Consider the following 17,998-nt stretch of genomic DNA (forward strand, 5'->3'; position numbering starts at 1 on the left):
GCGTCAAACGCTTCAACGGCTGGGAGCCGACCGTCACCTACGTCTATGACGAGGATGGTCGGCTCCTCTCGTCCCAGGCCGAACCCGAGTGGGACGAGACACAGCGGAACTGGATGCTCTCGCTCGCCGAGTATCGGGCGGGTCTCTGCCCGATTTGCGGGTACCCGAAGGACGTCTGCCAGGCGATCGAGAACGTCGGACGCTTCGATGTGCCCCCACCGGCCAGATGCCATGCAACGACCGCGTTGCGGCAGTTCCAGAAGGACCGCGAGTACGACGTTCCCGACGCGCTCGTGTGGTCCGCGCAGCTCAAACCCCCAACCGCGACTAACTGAGGAGGTGACCCTTGGCTGATCGTTCTGCAGCGTGGAAGCTCTCGCTCGACTCCACTGGTGTCGTCACTGGCACCCGTGTGGCGAAGAGCGCTCTGCGTGACCTCAACGCCAACGGCATTTCGCCTGCGCGTGCGCAGCTGTCCGCGTTGGAGAAGTCAGCCAGGGAGCACCCCCAGGCGTGGGACGCGGCCGGTAAGGCCGCTCTCGGGTTCGGAACGGCAACCGCAGCAGGATTCGGCCTGGCCACCAGGGCGGCGATGTCGTGGCAGTCCGATTGGACTGGTGTCACGAAGACCGTCGACGGGTCCGCGAAGCAGCTCGGCAACCTCGAATCGGGTCTGCGCCGGCTCGCGTCGAAGGAGCTGCCGGCCACCCACACGGAGATCGCCGCCGTCGCCGAGGCCGCCGGCCAGTTGGGCATCAAGACCGGCAACGTCCTGATGTTCACCAAGTCCATGATCAACATGGGAGAGGCGACGAACCTCTCCGCCGATGAGGCAGCGACGTCGCTGGCACGGTTCTCGAACATCATGGGCACGAGCCAGAACGATGCTGGCCGCCTCGGCGCCGCAGTCGTCGGTCTCGGCAACAACTTCGCCACCACTGAACGCGAAATCGTGGAGATGGGTCTGCGTATCGCTGGTGCCGGCAAGCAGGCCAACCTCACCGAGGGTGATGTTCTCGGCCTCGCCGCCGCCCTGTCCTCGGTCGGTATCGACGCTGAGGCTGGCGGTACTGCGATCTCGATGGTCATGAAGAAGATGGGCAACGAGGTCTCCGGTCAGGGAGACCGGCTCGAACTGTTCGCCCGCACCGCCGGCATGTCCGCCGACGAGTTCTCCACCGCCTGGGAGACCGACGCCGCCGGCGCACTGACCACCTTCGTCAAGGGCCTCGGCCAAGCCCAAGCCTCAGGTGAGAACGTCAACGGCACTCTCAGTGAGCTCGGCATCACGGGCATCCGCGAATCGGATGCTCTGTTGCGTCTCTCCGGTGCATCCGAGGTGCTCAAGGATGCGATCGCGTCCGGCAACGACGAGTACGTGCGCGGTATCGCCCTCATCGAGGAAGCGAACAAACGCTACGACACCGCCGAGTCGAAGGTCCGCATCGCCGGCAACGCGATCAAGGACGCATCGATCGGGTTCGGCCAAGTGTTCCTCCCCGTGGTCGCTGACGCCGCTGAAGGTGTCGAGACGCTCGCGAACTGGGTCGGCAACCTCCCACAGCCGGTGAAGGAGTCCGCGGGCGCGTTCGGCGTCCTCGCAGGCGGTACGGCGCTCGCCGCTGGCGGGTTCCTCGTCCTCGCCCCGCGTGTGTTCGACGTCATCGACGGCTTCAAGCAGCTGAAGAAGGACTTCCCCGACCTCATGGGCAACCTGGGCAAGGTCGGACAGGTCGCCGCTGCAGCTGGTGCGGGTCTCCTCGTTGTTGGTACTGCCGCCGCGGCTGCTTCTCAGCACATGCAGTCGCTGGAACGCGACACCACGCCGACTGCGTTCATGGAAGCGATCGTCAACGGTGGCGGCAACGCGGAGAAGATCCTCAAAGGCATCAACCGTGAACTGCAAGACGTATCCGTCGTCGGTGAGAAGACGAAGGGCACCTTCACCGAGGTCGACAACCTCGCCGGGGCCTTCGACCGGCTCTACAACTCCACGTTCTCGGACAAGATCAACACTGGTCTCGGGTGGATTCCCGGCGTCGAGTCCGGTGCGGAGAAGGCCACGAAGGCGTTCCGCGACATGGACAAGGCCGTCACCGACCTAGCCACCGGCGGATCTCTGCAGTCCGCGCAGGACGGGTTCAAAGCGGTCATGTACGAAGGCCGAGCCCTGGGCGTACCGCTCGAGGAGACGTTCGACCAGTTCCCCGAATACCAGAAGCAGACGTACGCGCTCGCCGAGGCGGCTGGACTGTTCACGAACTCCATGTCGGAGTCGGAGAAGAAGTCGATCGCGCTCAAGATCGCCTACGGTGAAATCTCCCCGGCGATGCTCGAGGCAGAGGCCGCCGCGAACGGAAACGCCGACGCGATCTCCGAGCTCGGCGCGACCGCGCAGACCACCGAGGACAAGATCAAGTCCCTCGCCGACGAGATCCGAGGGTTCGGTTCCGCGCAGCTCGACGCCCGCAAAGCCAACCGTGAAGTCGAAGCATCGTTCGATGACCTCGAGGAAGCGATCAAGTCCGGCAAGACGTCGATCGATGACTCCACCGAGGCGGGCCGCAAGAACAACGACATGCTCGACTCCGCCGCCCGCAACATCAACGAAGCCACGGCGGCGAACATCGAGAACGGCATGTCCGCCGACGATGCGGCGAAGAAGCACAAGGAACTGCGCGACGAGCTCGTCGACCAGGCGACCGCGTTCTTCGGGTCGAAGAAGAAGGCCGAGGAGTACGTCGACCAGCTGGTGAAGACACCGGACGAGATCGAGACCGACGTCAAGATCAACACCGGCGAAGCGATCTCGAAGCTCAAGAAGACACAGCAGTGGATCGACGGCATCAAGGACAAAACCGTCTGGGTCAGGGTCAACGAGGTCCACATCCGCAAAGAGGGCGACGAAACCGTCTACTCCTCGGACCCGAAGAACAAGAACGTCCAGAAGTTCAAAGCCGACGGCGGAATCCTCGAATACATGGCCGACGGTGGTCTGCGCCCCATGGCCCCCATCGCCGAAATGGTGCACCCGAACACGTGGCGCGTCGTCGGCGACCGCATGGACGTCGACGAAGCCTACGTCCCCCTCGACGGTTCCCGACGCTCCTGGAAGATCCTCGCCGAGGCCCTGCAGCGCATGCCAGGAACCCTCCCCATGGCCGCCGGCGGCATCGCCTCGTCGAAGTCCGACGACGCCAAGGAACGCGCCAGGAAGCAACGCGAAGCCGCTGCCGAACGCCGCAAGGAAGAACGCGAACGCCGCGCACGAGTCCGCGACCTCCAAACCGAACTGCGCACCGACATCCGCCGCGGCGACATCCGCGACCAGGTCACCGGGTCACTGTCCGGCGGATACTCCGCCGTCGACCGACTCAAAACCCTCGCAGGCAACGACGACCTCTCCCGCAGCGCTCGCCGCCGTGCCGGCATCGACGCCCGCGGCTACGAGAAGTCGCTCAAGTCGCTGTACTCCTCGCTCGACAAGCTCGAAGCGAAGACGGAGAAGGCGCAGGACAAACTCGACGAGCTCAAGCAGATCCAGAACTCTGTGTCGTCGTCGATCCAGAGTCGCGCGTACGAGCTCGATGTGTCCTCGCAGTGGGCTCAGGACAAGAACGGCACCTGGCAACAGACCACCGGAGTCTCCGGTGTCCGCACGAACGCGGCCGCCGCCGCGGCGAAGGTGAAGGGTCTGGCCGGGAAGCTCAAGAAGCTCGCCGGCAAGGGCTACGGTGGCGCGATCCTGCAGGAAGTCGCCAGCGCGGGCTCCATCGACGAGTCGATCACCATGGCCGACGAACTCCTCAAAGGTTCCTCGTCGGACGTGCAGTCGATCAACGCCTCCTACAAGGACATCGCGAAGTACTCGAAACAGGCCGGCGCCTACGTCACCGAAGGGTTCTACTCCGGTGGAGTCAACGCCGCCGCCGGACTGGTCAAAGGACTCGAATCTCAGCAGAAGGCCGTCGAGAAGACGATCGAGAAGATCGCCAAGGGCATGGAGAACTCCCTCAGGAAGGCTCTCGGCATCCACTCCCCGTCAACGGTCATGTACGCCCGCGGCATCGACACCGTCGACGGCCTCGACAACAGCCTCCTCGACGGCATCACCCGCATCCAGGACACCGCAGCGAAGCTCGGCCTCGCCGCCGTCCCACCCGTGACCGCACTCGGCCCGATCCCCACCGACTACGCCACCACCCCCGCGCTCGCCTCGGCGGATTCGGCCTCGGAGTACGGGTCGTCGCTCGCGGCCTCGCAGGGTCCGACTGATCTTGCTGGGTCGCAGCAGGGTGCGGATGTGTCGTGGGAGGACACTGTCGCGACGACTGAGGAAGCTCTCACGTCGATGCAGGCCCTCACCGCCGCCGCGTACCTGCAGATGACCGCTGACACGGATGCGTCTCTGGTGGCTCGTCAGGATGGCACTGCCGCCGCGATGACGGGGATGCAGGAGACGATGACGACCGGGCTCACGGCGATGGGTGCGGATCTGGCGTCGCAGATGTCGACGATGGCTGGCACGCAGTCGACGGCTCTGTCGGGGATGGTCTCGAATCAGGTGAAGAACCTCGCGACCATGGCCTCCGATCAGTCGAAGAACCTCAAGGCGATGGGCAAGACCCAGTCGGATGAGTGGTCGGCGATCAAGAAGGCCACCGGGAAGACGGCCGGCGACATGCGCAAGGACGTCGACACCACCATGGGCGGCATGGACACGGACGCGGGGAAGCGTCTGGGCACGCTCGGCAAGACCGCTGATACCGGGTTCTCCGCGATTGAGCGCGGCGGCAAGGCGAATTTCTCGGGTCTGCGTTCTGGCATCGATAAGACGATGGAGAAGGTCCCCGGTGACGTCGGCGGCTCCCTTAACGACACGGCGGATGTGCTGAACTCGTTCGCGAAGGAGATCAACAAGTCCTTCGGCTCCGTCGGCGTGAAGCTCTCCGGGGTGAAGAAGCCGAAGGGCGGGTTCGCCGGAGGTGGACTCATCCCCGGATACACCCCGTACGCGTCTGGTGACGACCAGCTGGTGCCGATGCGCTCCGGTGAGGGCGTGTACGTCTCCGAAGCGATGCGCGACCCCTACGAACGTGATCGAATGTTCGCAGTCAACGCTGCAGCCCTCCGCGGTGAAGACCTGACACAGTTCCGCGACGGGTACGCAGGTGGTGGCATCATCGCCGCCGGCGACTGGTGGAAGGCACGCGGCGCCCGCGTCGGAGAGCATTCTCACTTCGGCCCTGTCGGCACACACTCCCCGAACTCGCAGCACTACGACGACAATGCGATCGATGTGAACTACGGTCCTGGCGGCCAGAATGCGATCGAAACTCGGTTCTTCGATGCGAACATCGCTGCGTTCAAGGCCGCATTCCCCTGGGCGTTCGTCCTGTGGAAAGCCGCCGGGCACTTTGATCACCTCCACGCCGACAACCGCGGTAAGGCCGTCGGTGGCGGGGCCATGGATGCCGGCATCCTCGGCGACATCTCTTACACAGGTGACATCAAGAAGGAGCTTGAGAAGGCCGCCCGGCGCCGCGGTAAGGAACTCATCGCGAAGTACTCCGACAAGCTCGACGGCAACACCCTCACCGGGCAGCTCGGTGTCGGTGTGATGGAGAAGGTCGTCGCCGGCTCGATCAAGCAGGCCAAGGAGTACGCGAAGACCTTCACCGAGGGTGAGGGCGATTCTGGCGGGAACGTGGAGCGGTGGCGGCCGACGGTCATCTCCGCTTTGAACTTCATGAACCAGCCCTTGTCGAACGTGGGCCGTACTCTGCGGCGCATGAACCAGGAGTCCGGCGGTAACCCGAACGCGGTCAACAACTGGGACATCAACGCGAAGCGCGGTTACCCGTCGCAGGGCCTCATGCAGGTCATCCCGCCCACGTTCCGTGCCTACGCCCGAGCACCGTATGACAAGAACATTCTCGACCCGATGTCGAACATCGTCGCTTCCATGTCCTACGCCCTGGCTCGGTACGGGTCACTGGCAAAGGCATACGACCGCCGCGGCGGGTACGCGCGCGGAACACTCTCGGCCACCCCGGGCCTGCACTGGGTCGGTGAGGAAGGCCGGGAGCTCGTCGACTTCTCCGGCGGCGAGAGGGTCATTCCTCACCAGCAGTCCGTGTCGATCGAGAACCAACTCATGCGGTCCGTACCGTCCACGCTCGGCCTCGACCAGGCCTCCATCGACGCGCTCGCCACCGCGGCCGCCGGCCAACTCACCGCCGGAGACCTCGCGACTGCGCTCGAGGGTGTGCAGCTGACGGTGCGGGTCGGTGACCAGGACATGGGTGGGTACGTCCTCGCCACTGTCGCCAACGGATACGAAGACTCGAAGCGCCGTGTCTCTCGGTCCTCGAACCTGATGCGGAGCTGACACTGATGAACCCACTCATCCACGCCGAGTTCGACCTCGACGGGTACCGGTTCGGGTCCGGCCACGCCGTCTACCTCTCCCGCGTCGACACCCCAGGTATTGCGTGGCGGGATCAGGACATCGTCAACCCGGTCGGGGCGAACGTGTTCTTCGGCCGCGACTACGCCGACCCGAAACCCTGGGGCATCGACTTCACGATCACCGGCACCACCCCCGCCGAGGCGGCAGAGAACTACTTCGCTCTCGCCAACGCATGGGCCGCGCAGCATCTTCGTGACACTCCCGGCGCCGAACTGCCGCTGGACTTCAACATGCACGGCACCGCCCGCCGCATCTACGGCCGCCCCCGCGAACTGAAACCAGACGACGCCACCGACCTGTTCGTCCTCGAAACGATCAAGGCGAAGGCCACCTTCCAGCCTTCGTCGGCGGACATGGTCGACGGCAAGGCTCGCGTCCACTCCATGACGATGACACCCGGAGCTGCCGGCGGGTTCGTGTTCCCCATCGTCTTCCCCTGGGGCACCACTCAGGGTGGCACAAGGCAGGGAATCGTCGAAGACGGTGGCGGCCTCACCCCCACCCACGACGTGCAGGTCGAAATTCACGGGCCCATCGGCAAAGCCCACGCCGCCGGCCCCGGCTGGGAATTCGGCCTCAAACAGTCCCTGGCCTATGACAGGGCGATCACTCTCGACGCCCGTCGACAGACGATCCTCTGGGATAACGGGGCCTCCGCCGCGGGCCTCGTCACCCCCGGCACCCGCCTGAACGACATAACCATCCCGCCCGGACCCTCCGAGCTCACCTTCACCGGAGAAGACCAATCCGGCACATCCACCCTCACCGTCACCTGGCGGCCAACCATCACCACTCTCTGAAAAGGAGACACTGATCATGCCATTGGACCAAGCGTGGGCCGTAGGAAACGGTGCAGAGAACTCCGTCGAAGGCGCTCGCCTCTCCCTGTATGCGTCGACAAAGGGCGGCAGAGGAGTCATCCAGCCCGAGGATATGAGGGTCACTGCTCTTCCCACTCCGGGAGGGTTCGTGCGGATCCTCTCAGGGGCGTGTGCGTCTCCGAATGACTATCTCGGAGAGAACGGTGGATCGCAATCGTACTCCGGCCGCGAGATCAGCAGCACCGACTTCCCGGTCGCTCCCACCGGTTCATCTGGCGCTCAGGTGAAACATCTCATCTGGGCGGTTCATGACGAACAGTATGAAGCGGGTATCCCGACGAACCCGGCCACGGACTTGCGAACTTCATACGAGTGGGTTTCAACGCTCGAAGGGATCACCTACCCGCACGTCTACCTCACCACCCTCACCCAGCCGGCGAACACCGCGACGATCACGAACGCGATGCTTATGGACATCCGGGAGCTCGCAGATCCGAAGACGGACATCGCAACGTTCTCCCGTCCTCGCATCATGGAGGACAATGATCTCCGCCACAACTACGTGAACTCCCGTCACAACGGAGCAAACGGTGGCTGGTACGGAGAGATGTTCCCCGGCGGTTCAGGATCACCGAACTCGGCCGAGATCTACATCAGGCCGTGGGCCACCCATATGAGCATTCGCGCCGACTGGGTGGGCGTGAAGTGTGAGTCGGGGAAGAACTCTCACGGACTGTACTGGATGGAGTTCGGTGACGAGTATCGAGACCACGGTTGGCCGAAGGGCCGACAGTTTGAGTACGCCACTCAACAGTTCGCCTTCGACACCACCGGCACACAAGGAAACTACCGGACGTCGTGGCCCTTGATTGATCAGGTCACAGTGCCGAAGAAACTGCGTGGCAAAACAATCCGATTCGGATTCAAGGCAGGCCTCTCAGACGAAGCGGACACGAATGGCGTGTATATGGACCACAAATCCGGGCTTGGCATCCAGATCATCTTCGCCCAAAAAGCGATCGACGAGAACACACTCTGATGACCTGGCGCTACATCGCAACACGCATGAACGGAGATGGCACTGAGACGTTCCTCAACTTCAACGTGCCCCTCTCCAACGCGGAGGTCAACCCCGTCGTCAACGGCCACGGCGGGGTCAAAGGCACCATCACCCCAGAGATCGCATCCCTGAAAACCGACGACGGAGAACACATCTTCGTGCCCTGGTGGACCGCGATCTACGCCGAAGAGGACGGCCACATTCGCGGCGGCGGCATCCTCAAGGACTACGACGACGAGGCCCCGAAACTGCAGCTCGACTGCATCGGCCACACCGGATACCTCACCGACACCCGCTACACCGAGGTGAAGTCCATCGAACGAGACGACCCGCTCAAAGTCTCACGCCACCTGTGGGAACACACCCAAGCCCGCCCCCACTTCAACATCGGAGTCGAATTCGCCGGCGCCGAAACCTCCCGGGATATGTTCATCGGCGACGACAACGTCACCCCCACCACCACACCGACAAAGGTCACCCCCTACGTCCTCGCCTACTACCAAACCCACGACCTCGCCAAAGAGTTCGACCTCCTCGCCAACATCGCCCCATTCGAATACACCATGACCCACGAATGGAACACCGACAAAACCGCGATCCGCCACATCCTCCACTACGGCTACCCACGCCTCGGCGCTCGCCGCACCGACTTGCGGTTCGTCGTCGGGGAGAACGTCGTCGAACAACCAAGGTTCGACATCGGTGGGGATTCGTACGCCTCCGACGTGATTGTTCTCGGCGCCGGTGAAGGGTCGAAGATGATGCGCGCCGAAGACAACGCCGCGAACCCCGGACGCCTCGGCCGTGACGCGGTGATCATCGACAAGTCGATCACCACCCCGACAGAGGCGAAGAAGCGTGCAGCGGCGGAACGGAAGTTGCTCTCCGGCACCGCCGACGTAACCGAGATCCAAGTCCGACAAAGCGACCACGCACGGCTGGGCTCCTACTCCGTCGGAGACGACATCCTCATCGAAACCGCACCCGGCTGGTCTGGGATTCGCGAAATGTGGGTGAAGATCCTCGGCATTCAGATCCGACCCGAATCCAACGTGACCACGCTGCAGATCATGCGCGCAGAGAAGGTGAGCAAATGACACTGGACCGCCTTTACCGAGACGTCGAGAACCTCAAGAAGCAGTACAGGGGACTCGCCGGCGGACCACAGCTCGCACTGTCGTCGATCGAGAACGGTGCAATCGACTCGAAGGACGCCGAAGGCAACCTCAAAATGACCATCGGCCAACAGGACGACGGCGGCAACACCATCCACGTCATATCCGGCCCCACCCCGCCGACACCGGTCGGGTTCACAGTCGAGGTGGATTTCGGGCAGATCAGGGTGCATTGGAATGGTGACTTTGATGCTGATGCTCTCGCACCGTCCGATTATGCACGTACCGAAGTGTACGTGCAGGCGGGCGACACGGTCGTTCCTTCGCGGTTGACGGCGAAGGGGTCAATGGTTGCGGCATCGGGCGGGGAAGTGAAGATCGGTGTCGAGAAGGGCTCGTATGCAGTGTGTCTCGTCGCCTGGTCGCAGGCGGGGAAAATGTCTGCCCCGTCCGCACCTGTCGATGTTGAGGTGCCCGGGTACGGGGACATTGTGCTCGAGGAAATCGACGCGGCTGCGACTCTGATCAAGAACGCCGGCGAGATGCTTATCGAGGGACAGCAGACCCTCGCAGACAAACTCGCGGGTATCGCAGATCTGGACCCGGAGGAGATCTCTGATGAGATCGCGCAGGCCCGGCAAGAAGCGATCGACGCGGCCCTTGCGGAGATTGCGAATGTGGAGGGCACACTCACCTCGGCTATCGGCGGCAAGTCTTCTACGAAGTGGTCGACGGCGGACCCGCCCGTCAACTATGACGGTGCAGTCGGTGACACATGGGTGAAGCTGACTTCACTCGGCTCGGGGGGCCGCGAGATCCGTCGCTCCCGCTGGCAGGGCAATGTGTGGGTCGAGCACCATGTCGACGGTGCCGTCCTGTCGAATGTGGACGCATCGACGATCACGACCGGTTTCCTCGACGTCGTCAACCGAATCCGCGCCGGGGCGATCCTCGCCGACAAGTTGCTCATCGGTGGGGACCGCAACCTTATCCCCAATGGGGACTTGAACGTCGGGTCGAACGCTGGGTGGCCCGCTAATGCCGAGTACGCGGCGACGGGCGGACCGAACAATGCGCCAATGGTCACCTTCCCCGCGGGAAGCTACGTTTACAACCCGTTCGCCGGGACACGCTTCCCGGTCGCTCCCGGCGAAACGCTGGTGTTCGAGGCATGGGTCAAGGCGGACACCCCTAACTCGGCTCTCTACGTCACGATCCAAGATCAGACTGGGGCAAACACGTCGACAGCAGGGAGACTGCAGGACTGGACTGATATCGAGGGCGGAGGCGCTGGTGCTACCCAAGGGCCAATTGCCAAGTACACCGTGCCGACCTCTTGGACGAAGGTCGTATCCTCCAAAGTCGTCCCTGCCGGCGTCGAGTCGATCATCGTCCAGGCGTTCTACCTCAACCACAGCTCAGGGACGAACACCAGCGCCAAGGTGTCGTTCTCTGGCATGAAACTGTACAAGCCAGTCGGCGGGACGCTCATCGAGCCAGGTGGCATCCAGACTCCGCACCTCGCCGCCGATGTCCTCGAGGTTGGCAATTTCAAGGCCGGTACCGCTGCGCTCGCCGAGGCCGTCATCAAGAAGCTCTTTGCTGAGGTCGTCGTTGCCCGCATGTCACAGGCTGAGGAGTTCATCGGTGAGAACGCTCTACTGACGAACTCGGTCACTGCCCCGAAGATCGTGGCGTCGGAGGAACTCTGGGCGAAGCTGGCGCAGTTCGTGGAAGTGCGTGCGGAGATGATGGATGCGGACGTGTTCCGCAACCGACTGTTCGAGGGCGTCGACATCATCGGCTCCCGGTTCACCGTGAAAGACGAGAACGATGATGTGCGCACCCAATTATCGGCTGCGGGGAACACGTTCAAGGGCGAGGTCGAAGCTGACACTCTTGTCGTGAACGAGGGTGCTGAGTTCAAGGCGAACAACACGCTCGCCCAGGGTGCGAAACTTACGTTGGCTGCTGGTGTGACGGACCCGACCGCACCACCCGTCGTGCAACCCTACTGGGAGGGCGTTGAGTTCACGCCACCGTCTGATGCTACACCGGTCGGTCTCACGTTCGACGGTACCCATTATTGGACAGCGGAAGCATGGCCGGAGATTGGTGCGGCCTGGAAAATCGATGCCGCCACAGGTGCAGCCGAACAGGTCTCGCTTCCCAGTGCGTGGGGGCGACTGTTCGGTGTCACCTGCATTGGGTCGGAACTGTACTGGCTGACCCTGACCAACCACACGTCGACGGTGATCGTCACCGACCTGAACCTGACGCAGAAGCGGGAATTCGAGTACGAGGATATTGCGTACTCGTCCACGAACCCGCTCGTGTATAAACCGGGTATTGGTAATGACGGGACGAGCGTTGTCATTGCTCAGTGCACGGACGCTGGTGACCTCATTTTCCGCACTTACAACAAAACCACTGGCGCGAAAATCAGCGGTGTCTCCATTGGCGAAAACGTGGCCTCCGACATTGTTGGCGTATACGTTGGTGCTGGCGATTTCGGGTCAAACCACATGGTGGCCGCACGAGCATCCAATAACTCGTTCATCCGGTACACGGTGAGCGGCAACCGTGTTGATGCGGGTGGATGGTTCGCGGCGGAGCCCGGAAGCACGGGTGTTGTGTTCCATGACGGGAAGTTCCGTGCCCTCGACCCTGCCGGGAAGATCGTGGAGTACGCCGACATCAACACGGGCGACGAGTCCGGCGACTGGTGGGCCGTGTACGCGTGGGCAGAAGACTGGGATGACAACGGAATCACCGAAACGTGGTCGAGGATCAGCCCACCGAAACGGTTCACGTGGCCGCGCCGTGCGGGAATCAAGTTCATAGGTCAGCCTCTCCCGGATGGTGTGCAGATGATTCTGCCCGCCATAGCGAAGAAGGAGACGATTCCGACACGCACTGATTTCCATTCCCCGACATGGAGTTTCAGTGAGGGCCGCCCGGTCGCCTGGTATGACGAACTGCCCACCGATTGGGCTTCCAAGCCGTCACCGAGGGACAACAACAACTTCCCTGAAGCGGAGAAAGCTGTCCTCGAATCCGCGTCGGGAACGTACCGGGTCGAAGGTGACGGGTCCGGGCGGTGGGGGCCACTCACGTTCTTCCCGAACGGTTCATGGTCCGGTGCCGTCGTGTCCGGGCAAGTGGTTATCACGTCCCCGTCCGCGAACAGCACAACGAGTGTGGAAGTCACATTCCCACCGGGCCGGTTCGTCAACATTCCAGAACTGACGCTCACCGCTTACACGAGCGCACCACGCGACGTGTCCGTGGGTGTGCGTGACGTGTCGGCTACCTCGTTCACCATCAACATGTTCTCGACCTCATCCGGCCCCCGTCGTGTCGCCTGGATTGCTTTCGACCAAGGAGCCTGACTTGTACGCAACGTGTGAAACCACTGATTGCCCGTCCGCGTGGCAACCCATACAAGTTCACGGTGACGTGACCGTCATGTGCGGGGTGTGCGGCAACCAAATCACGAACATCACCGAAATCAAACCAAACGAAGGGCAGGTGCTTCCCGAGTGGATATCCGAGATGCTTCAGATGCAGAACTCCGACAACTGAAAACCATGATCGACACGGAGCTGGGTCGCCGGCAAACACTCGCCACGGCGGGGAAGCAGATGGATGCGATTGCCCGTGACGTTCTCGCCGCGCAAGGCATCACCGACGGTGACGAATGGGTGCAACCCACGGACGCGACGAACGCGTACCCAAAAGACTGGACTGTCACACACGACGGGAAGACTTGGGTGTCATTGACGCCTGCCAACGTGTGGCAACCAGGAGTGTCGGGGTGGCGGGAAGTCGTGGAAGAAGGGGCCGTACCGGAATGGGTGGCCCCGACCGGCGCACATGACGCCTACCAGACCGGCGATCATGTGATGTTCGAAGGCGCGGAGTATGTGTCACTCATCGACAGCAACACATGGTCCCCGACCGCGTACCCGCAAGGCTGGGAGGCCGTCGAATGACTGTGACGACGGCACCCGCACGATCGCGATAACAGGAGGGACCATGCAGTGGATATCCCATCGTTCCTCACCACCTACGGCGGCCCCGGCGGCATCGTCGCCGTCGCAGCGTGGTTCTTCCTCTCCGACCGCAAGTTCAACGCCGAGCGCCGCGCCGAACTGCGCGAGGACATCGACCGCGAACAGCGCGACAACGCAGACCTGCGCACCGCGCTCACCGACGAGAAAGCCAAACGCATTGCAGCCGAATCAGAACGCGACCAAGAACGAGCACGGCGCATCGCCCTCGAAGACCAGCTGCGCATCCTCCAACAGCGCGACGGAGGTGCATGATGCGAAACCGACACGATGACCGACGCGACCGCGAATTCCCACCCCGCTGGGTCAACACACTCTTCCTCCTGGCAGCGATCGTGTGCGCCGTATGGACGATCTGGACAATCACCTCCACCCAGCAGGAAGCCGACAACGCCACCACGAACGCAAACGCGCTCGCCGACCAAGTTTCTCAGGCGTGCGCTGAGGGATCGGTGAAGGTCAACGGCCGCGACATCTGCACGAAAGCCGAGCAGGTGAAGAAGAGCGTGAAGCCTGCCGAACCCGGTCCCGCCGGCCCGCCCGGGCCCCGCGGCCCCAAAGGCGAACCCGGACAGGACTCCACCGTCCGCGGCCCTGCCGGAAAACCAGGCCAAGACGGCGAAGACTCAGACATCCCCGGACCTGTCGGACAGCAAGGCGAAACCGGAGTCCCGGGGCCCGCGGGCGAACCCGGATCGACGGGCCAGAAAGGCGAAGCCGGCGCACCCGGACAGGACGGTGCCCCCGGAGCCAAGGGCGAGAAGGGCGAGAAAGGCGACCCCGGACCGAAAGGCGACAAAGGAGACACAGGCAACCCAGGAAAGAACGGACGCGGAGTCGCCTCAGTCGCCTGCACAACAAGCGGCGACTGGCTATTCACCTTCACCGACGACACCACCATCACCGTCGACGGACCCTGCCGCGCCCAACAAACCACGACAACACCAACCAGCTCACCCACCGCGACACCGTAACCGAACCACACCACCACAGCCCCGACAGGACGCACCTGCCGGGGCTTTCGTATGCCCGAAAGGGGAATCATGTCCTACAAGTTCGTGAAGAACATCGGCCGCAACCACTCGTCGAGATCCAGCTACGGCTACGGGTCCGGCATCGTCGGCATCACCATCCACCATTGGGGATCTGACGGCCAGAAGCACGCGAACGTCGTGTCATGGCTGCGCGGGTACACCGGCAACCGCGGATCGTCGGCGCACTACGTGGTCTCGGACGGCCTCGTGACTCAGATCGTCGAGGACTCCCGCGCATCCTGGCACGGCGGCAACAACAAAGCGAACGGCACCACCATCGGCATCGAATGCCGCCCCGAGATGAGCGCCGGCGACTGGGCCACCCTCGTCGAGCTGTGCGTCAACCTCGAACGCAAGCACGGCTCCATGAAGTACTACGGCCACAAGGACTGGAAGAACACCGCCTGCCCCGGCGACTACTACCCTCGCCTCAGCGAGCTCGTCGACGCCGTGAACGAATACAAGAAGTCCGGCAAGGTGCCCTCGACCACCGGCGGCGGATCATCGAGCGGCGGATCCGGGAAGCGCGAGTACGAGACCGTCGATTACGGCATCACCCTCGGCCTGTGGGACAAGGGCGATCCGGTAAAGGACTGGCAGGACTTCCTCGTCTCGCAGGGGTACGACATCGGCGACGGCGGAGTCGACGGTTACTTCGGAGCCGACACCGAGAAGCCCACGAAAGCCTTCCAGGAGAAGCACGGACTCGTCCCGGACGGACTCGCCGGTGACAAGACCATCGACAAGGCCGAAGAGCTGGGCCTCAAGTGGACCCGCAAGCCGAAGAAGTCGGCCAATCCTAAGGCTAATCAGATCACGGTCGATGGCAAATGGGGTCGAGCCACGACCAGGCGTCTACAGGAGGAGCTCGGCACTCCCGTCGACGGCGAGGTCTCGTTCCAGCCGATCGCGTACAAGACCCAGAACCCCGGCCTGCTGTCCGGATGGGAATGGACATCGAACCCGCGCTCATCGAACGTCATCGAAGCCCTGCAGGGCAAGCTCGGCGTGACCAAGGACGGCCGAATTGGACCGCAGACAATCGGGGCACTACAGCGCAAGCTCGGCACCATTCCAGACGGATACGTATCGAATCCGTCAGTCATGGTCCGCAAGCTGCAGGACAACCTCAACGCCGGGAAGCTGTGGTGACCATGCGCACCCTCGCCGCTCTCGCCGCGGTCGCAATCGGCCTCGGCCTGCCGATCTTCGTGTTCGGCCTCATAATCTGCCTGCTGTCGCTCGTTGACGTGCAGGCCCAATTCCTCGGCATCGGCCAGGACTGACCCAAGGAGCACTCATGCCCACCAACAAGAAGACTTCACCCAAGGTCGGCGCCGCCGGCATCTCGTCCGGTGTCGTCGTGATCGTCGTTGCCATGCTCTCGGCAATCACCCCCGACATGCTCGACTGGGCTGGACGCTGGGCGCCGGTGATCTATGCCGGCGTCCCCGCGCTGGCCGCGGTCCTCGGCGCGTACATCAAGCGCGACCCGGACCGAGAGACCGACGCGACTCCCGTCCCTGTCGACTACGAGCCGAAGCACTGAGAGGAGACCCCATGGCCACACAGATCATGCGCTACTTCGCCTTCGACCACCTGCGTGTTGGCGCTCTACGGGACACGTCTGAGAAGTTCCACAGACTCGCCTGTGACATCGACGAGTCACTGCCCGATGGGCCGGAGAAGTCGACTAGCCTGAGGAAACTCCTCGAGGCGAAGGACGCAGCTGTCAGAGCTGCGCTGGACGTCTGACCCGGACGCATAGATGGCCCCCACCGTGAAAGCGGTGGGGGCCTTCTGTCGTGCACGCAATCAGTCGCGCGTCCCGTCGATCTCCGACTCCGGCGACGGAGACCACGGTGGCCGCTCATCGGTGATCCATTCGCGCCTGCCCGCAAACTGGCCCTCGTGCTCGCCTGTGCCCGCAGACTTGTACCACCCGCCGAGGTGGCCACGGCAGTTGTCCTCGTCCTCTTGGGCGGTCAACAGCTCCACTTTGCCGTGTAGCGGTCCACCTACGTACATGATGAGTTCCTTCTCATCCATGGCCTGATCCCTTCTCTAGCCTCAATTACGGCAACAAACTGCCGCTCCACCAATTATCCGGAGCCGACTTTGATCGCGTGTCGAATCGAAGAATAATAGAACAATGACCGAGGACTACGGCACAGCTACCTGGCGTTACTGGCAGAAGATTCGCAACGACGCCGGTGCCCGCGGTTCCTTCCGGGACCGGCAGCCGATGAGGGTGCGTGCTCGGCTCGTGTTCGATCGGGACGGTGAAGTGTGGCTCGATGGGACGGCGACGCGCCTCGGCTTCGATGGTGCGATCTTTGTAGAGTCCAAGGACCGTCGAGTCCAGGCGATCGGTGTATGGCTGATGCCGGACGATGTGTGGTGGGAAGGGAAGGCTGTCTAGCCGGCGTCCTCTTCGGCCTCCCACCGTTCGTATTCGGCGTTCTCTGCGCGTTCATCTGCTCGTGCTTTCCGCATACCTCGACGCACGCCCTCCTCGATCACGTAGATGGAAATGAAGAGGACGATGATGACGCCGAGGGCTCCGGCTATGAGTGGTCCGAAGAACTCCATGGATGTCTCCTTCGCTACTTGAACTTCTTGTTGGGCTTGTAGTTGAAGACGGACTGCCCGTCTCGGTACGCAGGATGATTGCGGGCCTCCTGCTCTTTGCGTTCGTCAATCCGTGACCATCGCATGCCGACGCGTACGCCGGCGCCGATGACGAAGATAAGGATGACGAGGCTGAGCGCCCAGACGATAAGCATTCCGATTGCGCTAGCCATGGTCACTCCTCCTCGTCGCTTCCGAAAGACACGATCTGCCCACCCATCTTCTCTTGGAGGCCGCGAACGTCGTCGGTGTTGATCACCCAGTTCTCACCGGTGAGCCATTCGCCGCCGGCGGCGCTGAAGATGGAGTCTTTGGTATCCGCGATTCGCTGCTGTACGGCGTCGTGGGTGAGGTAGACGGACAGTACGGTGTCGGTGCCGCAGTCGCCGGACTGGGCGGCGCCGAGGACCTGATTGGATTCGTCCCATTCCTCGCAGTCGCCGCCGGCTTTGATGAAGGCATCCCGGAGGGCGTTGATGTCGTCGTATGAACCGCCAGATTTTTCAGGTCCGCATCCCGCGAGGAAAAGGGTGAGCACGGCCAAGGCGGAAATGAATGGTTTGCGCATGATCGGATCTTAGAACTTTCTGTGTGTCGATGGTCGGCAACTACGCACTTAGTGTCCGATTCGTTATTGAGGCAGCCGCGGGCGGGCACGCTGCGGGCACAATTTGGGCACATCTGGGAATGGCTAGACCACTCTCCGCTGTTGCCAAGCCCCGAGAATCCGCCGATCGCGCGCCGGGCTGGGCGTTCAATCGGGTTCAAATCCCACCGGCTCCGCAGAACGGG

Annotated in this window: 17 protein-coding genes; 13 read left to right on the forward strand and 4 right to left on the reverse strand. The window is 62.8% G+C overall.

Annotation, left to right across the window (positions count from 1 at the left end):
* The first annotated feature begins 346 nt into the window (after positions 1 to 346).
* The 12 genes from AD89_RS19405 to AD89_RS0115045 all read left to right on the forward strand — a co-directional run bounded on the left by AD89_RS19405 (position 347) and on the right by AD89_RS0115045 (position 16,330).
* A complete protein-coding gene (locus tag AD89_RS19405; RefSeq protein ID WP_025780237.1) occupies positions 347 to 6,391 on the forward strand; it encodes a phage tail tape measure protein in 6,045 nt (2,014 codons plus the stop codon).
* 5 nt (positions 6,392 to 6,396) lie between these two features.
* Positions 6,397 to 7,272, forward strand: a complete 876-nt coding sequence (locus AD89_RS0114980) for a hypothetical protein (protein ID WP_025780239.1) — start codon at positions 6,397 to 6,399, stop codon at positions 7,270 to 7,272.
* Positions 7,273 to 7,288: 16 nt separating this feature from the next.
* The gene (locus AD89_RS0114985) at positions 7,289 to 8,332 is read left to right on the forward strand and encodes a hypothetical protein (RefSeq protein ID WP_155807485.1); all 1,044 of its coding nucleotides are present in this window, start codon (positions 7,289 to 7,291) and stop codon (positions 8,330 to 8,332) included.
* The gene (locus AD89_RS0114990; protein ID WP_025780243.1) at positions 8,332 to 9,450 is read left to right on the forward strand and encodes a hypothetical protein; all 1,119 of its coding nucleotides are present in this window, start codon (positions 8,332 to 8,334) and stop codon (positions 9,448 to 9,450) included. The genes AD89_RS0114985 and AD89_RS0114990 overlap by 1 nt, the downstream gene beginning before the upstream one ends.
* Positions 9,447 to 12,860 carry a hypothetical protein gene (locus tag AD89_RS0114995; RefSeq protein WP_025780245.1) on the forward strand — a complete coding sequence of 1,138 codons (3,414 nt, stop codon included), beginning with the start codon at positions 9,447 to 9,449 and terminating at the stop codon, positions 12,858 to 12,860. The genes AD89_RS0114990 and AD89_RS0114995 overlap by 4 nt, the downstream gene beginning before the upstream one ends.
* A 150-nt stretch (positions 12,861 to 13,010) precedes the next feature.
* Positions 13,011 to 13,463, forward strand: coding sequence for a hypothetical protein (locus AD89_RS19410; protein WP_155807486.1), 453 nt, complete (start codon positions 13,011 to 13,013; stop codon positions 13,461 to 13,463).
* A gap of 48 nt (positions 13,464 to 13,511) precedes the next feature.
* The gene (locus AD89_RS0115010; RefSeq protein WP_025780251.1) at positions 13,512 to 13,796 is read left to right on the forward strand and encodes a hypothetical protein; all 285 of its coding nucleotides are present in this window, start codon (positions 13,512 to 13,514) and stop codon (positions 13,794 to 13,796) included.
* A complete protein-coding gene (locus AD89_RS19415) occupies positions 13,793 to 14,515 on the forward strand; it encodes a collagen-like protein (protein WP_051505277.1) in 723 nt (240 codons plus the stop codon). Before AD89_RS0115010 ends, AD89_RS19415 begins: the two co-directional genes overlap by 4 nt.
* 69 nt (positions 14,516 to 14,584) lie before the next feature.
* Positions 14,585 to 15,727, forward strand: a complete 1,143-nt coding sequence (locus AD89_RS19420; protein ID WP_197021777.1) for a peptidoglycan recognition protein family protein — start codon at positions 14,585 to 14,587, stop codon at positions 15,725 to 15,727.
* A gap of 2 nt (positions 15,728 to 15,729) precedes the next feature.
* Positions 15,730 to 15,861 carry a hypothetical protein gene (locus tag AD89_RS20515; RefSeq protein ID WP_269320692.1) on the forward strand — a complete coding sequence of 44 codons (132 nt, stop codon included), beginning with the start codon at positions 15,730 to 15,732 and terminating at the stop codon, positions 15,859 to 15,861.
* 14 nt (positions 15,862 to 15,875) lie between these two features.
* The gene (locus AD89_RS0115040; protein ID WP_025780253.1) at positions 15,876 to 16,124 is read left to right on the forward strand and encodes a hypothetical protein; all 249 of its coding nucleotides are present in this window, start codon (positions 15,876 to 15,878) and stop codon (positions 16,122 to 16,124) included.
* 11 nt (positions 16,125 to 16,135) lie between these two features.
* Entirely contained in the window at positions 16,136 to 16,330 is a 195-nt protein-coding gene (locus AD89_RS0115045; protein WP_025780255.1) for a hypothetical protein, read from the forward strand.
* A gap of 60 nt (positions 16,331 to 16,390) precedes the next feature.
* On the opposite strand, the gene AD89_RS0115050 is transcribed toward AD89_RS0115045, so the two are convergent.
* Positions 16,391 to 16,624 carry a hypothetical protein gene (locus tag AD89_RS0115050; RefSeq protein WP_025780257.1) on the reverse strand — a complete coding sequence of 78 codons (234 nt, stop codon included), beginning with the start codon at positions 16,622 to 16,624 and terminating at the stop codon, positions 16,391 to 16,393.
* A 103-nt stretch (positions 16,625 to 16,727) separates the two neighbouring features.
* On the opposite strand from AD89_RS0115050, the gene AD89_RS0115055 reads away from it, so the two are divergent.
* Positions 16,728 to 16,997, forward strand: coding sequence for a hypothetical protein (locus tag AD89_RS0115055; RefSeq protein WP_025780259.1), 270 nt, complete (start codon positions 16,728 to 16,730; stop codon positions 16,995 to 16,997).
* Here AD89_RS0115055 and AD89_RS20030 read toward each other — a convergent pair.
* From AD89_RS20030 to AD89_RS0115070, 3 genes are read right to left on the reverse strand one after another with little or no spacing between them, the layout of a single operon-like run.
* Complete coding sequence (locus AD89_RS20030; RefSeq protein ID WP_155807487.1) at positions 16,994 to 17,167, reverse strand: hypothetical protein; 174 nt, start codon at positions 17,165 to 17,167, stop codon at positions 16,994 to 16,996. The genes AD89_RS0115055 and AD89_RS20030 overlap by 4 nt on opposite strands.
* A 14-nt stretch (positions 17,168 to 17,181) precedes the next feature.
* Positions 17,182 to 17,379, reverse strand: coding sequence for a hypothetical protein (locus AD89_RS0115065; protein ID WP_035321032.1), 198 nt, complete (start codon positions 17,377 to 17,379; stop codon positions 17,182 to 17,184).
* A 2-nt stretch (positions 17,380 to 17,381) separates the two neighbouring features.
* Positions 17,382 to 17,774 carry a hypothetical protein gene (locus tag AD89_RS0115070; protein ID WP_025780263.1) on the reverse strand — a complete coding sequence of 131 codons (393 nt, stop codon included), beginning with the start codon at positions 17,772 to 17,774 and terminating at the stop codon, positions 17,382 to 17,384.
* Positions 17,775 to 17,998 lie beyond the last annotated feature (224 nt).

The sequence above is a fragment of the Brevibacterium sp. VCM10 genome (assembly GCF_000583215.1).
Taxonomy (GTDB): Bacteria; Actinomycetota; Actinomycetes; order Actinomycetales; family Brevibacteriaceae; genus Brevibacterium; species Brevibacterium linens.